At 49.2% G+C, this 2,289-nt stretch carries 3 protein-coding genes; all 3 read left to right on the top strand.

All coding sequences use genetic code 11. The features are described 5' to 3' along the window. A partial coding sequence (locus tag C7R94_RS26630) for an LLM class flavin-dependent oxidoreductase (protein WP_106785638.1) occupies positions 1-658 on the top strand: 658 nt, incomplete at its 5' end. Positions 659-686: 28 nt separating this feature from the next. Continuing rightward, a complete protein-coding gene (locus tag C7R94_RS26625; protein ID WP_106785637.1) occupies positions 687-1,016 on the top strand; it encodes a winged helix-turn-helix transcriptional regulator in 330 nt (109 codons plus the stop codon). Between the two features lie 14 nt (positions 1,017-1,030). After that, on the top strand, positions 1,031-1,981 hold the full coding sequence (locus tag C7R94_RS26620; protein ID WP_106785636.1) for an NADP-dependent oxidoreductase: 951 nt from the start codon (positions 1,031-1,033) through the stop codon (positions 1,979-1,981). Positions 1,982-2,289 lie beyond the last annotated feature (308 nt).

The raw sequence follows: 2,289 nt of genomic DNA, 5'->3' as shown, positions 1-2,289 counted from the left end.
GTTGCGAGTGGCAAAAGAGACAGCGACCATTGAAAATTTGTTTCCCCAACGCTTGATGATGGGGATTTCCTCTGGAGACAGACGGGCTGATTTTCATGGATTGAATGTGCCGCATGAACAGCGTGCGGAGCTGTTTCGCGATGGCTACGACTACTTGCAGAAGGTTATGGCAGAGGAATTCCCGAAAATCAACTCTCCATACGGTATGATTAATGGAGCGAATCTGGTGCCTAAATCGACTGCGCCCATTCCTACCTTTATCACGGGGTACAGTCAACAAACGATGGACTGGTTTGCGCAAAACGGAGATGGCTGGATATATTACCCGCGTGACCCATACAACCAAGCACATGCCATCCAAGAATGGAGAGAGCTTGTCCAGAAATATCATCCAGGTGTATTCAAGCCGTTTATTCAGCCTCTTCACTTGGATCTTGCGGAAAATCCGGATGAGTCGGTCACGCCGATTCGATTAGGGTACCGAGTCGGTAGAAAAATGCTTGTAGAACTGCTGGCCCTGTATCAAGAGGTCGGCGTCAATCATTTATTCTTCGCCCTGTTCCCTAGCCAGCGTCCCATTGGCGAGGTCATCGATGAGCTTGGACAAGAAGTATTGCCTTATTTCCCGGCTCATATCGACGCACCGGAGCGGGTCTGACTACATCTTCGTATGAGGAGGGGAGGATATGGAAAAATACAATATCCCTGTAGAGGCAACATTGGAAGTCATTGGAGGGAAATGGAAAGTAGTGATCCTCTGCTTGTTGGCAAAAGGGACAAAGCGGACAAGCGAATTGAAACGCTCCATGCCTGCCATCACGCAAAAAATGTTAACGCAGCAGCTGCGAGAATTGGAAGCGGACAATATCATTTCCCGCAATGTGTATCAGCAGGTTCCCCCACGCGTCGAGTATGACTTGACGGAGTACGGCAAGACACTGACGAAGGTTCTGGATATCATGTGTGAATGGGGAGAGAGTCACATCGAAAACCAATTACGAAAAATAGCCGAATGAAAAGGGGAGGTTCGATGAGAGGAATTGGCATTAAGCAATACGGCGACATCCAACAGCTAACAGAAATTGAACTGCCAACAAAGCCAATCGGGCCGGACGATTTACTCATTTCCATAAAAGCGAGCGGGGTAAATCCTGTGGATTGGAAGGTGCGGGAAGGACTGTTGAAAGCAGATTTTCCTTTTGAACTGCCACTTATTTTAGGATGGGATGCGGCTGGCACGGTAACGGCTGTCGGTACACATGTGCAGGATTTTCAAATCGGGGATGATGTCTTCTTTCGTCCAGAGCTGGAAAGAGAAGGGACATACGCAGATGAAATTGTCGTTCCGGCGTCTATCGTAGCCCCGATGCCACGTGGTTTGTCGTATGCGGAAGCGGCTTCGCTTCCTCTGGTCGGTCTAACGGTTTGGCAGGCATTGGTGGAGGTAGGGAAGGTACAAGGAGATAAAGTCTTGGTGTTGGGGGGAAGCGGTGGGATCGGTTCCATGGCGATCCAGCTAGCAAAAGCGCTAGGTACCTATGTGGCGACGACAACCAGCTCCAAAAACAGCGATTATGTCCGCGAGCTGGGAGCAGATGAAGTCATCGTGTATGATCAGGGATCACTTCATACCTCTACACAATTTACATTCATGCTGGACACGTTGGGTGGCGAAGCATACGGTGAAGCTTTAAAATTTATGAAGCGGCAAGGAAGAGTGGCAACGATTATCAGCGAGCGTGATGCCAGGAAACCTTCTTTCGCTGATGCGGTTGAGAAAGAACGAGAGCTGGATGTTCGTTTTGTGTTTACGCGTCCAGATGGGGCAAACATGAATCATATCCGTGAGCTAGTGGAAGCCAAACGCGTAAAGCCTTGCTTGACAAAAATATATCCCTTGACCATTGAAGGGGTTCGAGATGCACATCTCTTTAGTCAAACGGGTAGAGTGCGTGGCAAGATTGTACTCGTCCATTCATGAGAGGGAGACAGAGCACGAGTAAGTTGCGCAAATGGAACAGTGGCGGGCTAGGAGTAGCGTTATCAACCGGGCCCGCTGCTGTTTTTCATGAAAAAGCCAGCGTGACGGTCTAGACCGCCTTCGCTGGTAACCGCTCGCTTCATCTCTTTCGAATCACGGCGCCTTGTAGAACAAAGGTAATCCCTAAGATCCCTGCGATGGCAAGCAGGCGAATGAAACCGTTGGAGACAAACAGATTGACACAGATAAGTCCAATAATGATCAGAATAAGCAAGATCACGGTTTTCCCCGACATGTACGTATTCCCC

It is taken from the genome of Brevibacillus sp. NRRL NRS-603 (assembly GCF_003013445.1).
GTDB lineage: Bacteria > Bacillota > Bacilli > Brevibacillales > Brevibacillaceae > Brevibacillus > Brevibacillus formosus.
This window is presented reverse-complemented; position numbering and strand designations above follow the sequence as displayed.